This window comes from Xenorhabdus beddingii (assembly GCF_002127545.1).
Lineage (GTDB): Bacteria > Pseudomonadota > Gammaproteobacteria > Enterobacterales > Enterobacteriaceae > Xenorhabdus > Xenorhabdus beddingii.
Genome location: NZ_MUBK01000189.1, coordinates 1 through 323, shown reverse-complemented (window position 1 = coordinate 323; position 323 = coordinate 1). Strand labels below are relative to the sequence as shown.

Here is a 323-nt window from a genome sequence, read left to right as displayed (position 1 = left end):
TTTTGCGCGAACCTGCCACCTGATGATGGTCATCGGCGCGGATATCGTGGTAACGGTTGTTATCGATGCGGTTCTTCTGGTCGTGTTGGATATGCCAGTAGGCATCATTCTCGATATGCGCCGTAAAGTCTTTCTGGCCGTGGATATAAACTTCCTCGCTGCCTTTCGCATCCTCAAAGCGCAGCTCATTGAAGCCTTTGCCCTTGTGGGTTTTGGTTTTAAAGGTGGTGCGGGTCTTGGCCGCCGGTAAATCCAGCGGCGGGCGGTTCAGGTCGTTATAGACACAACCGGTGACAATCGGCCGGTCGATATCACCGTTGAGG

The 323-nt window shown here is 53.6% G+C and carries 1 protein-coding gene; it reads right to left on the bottom strand.

All coding sequences use genetic code 11. From position 1 onward, the window contains the following. Positions 1-323: bacteriophage T4 gp5 trimerisation domain-containing protein (locus tag Xbed_RS20060; protein WP_422641357.1), on the bottom strand; the 323-nt coding region annotated here is incomplete at both ends.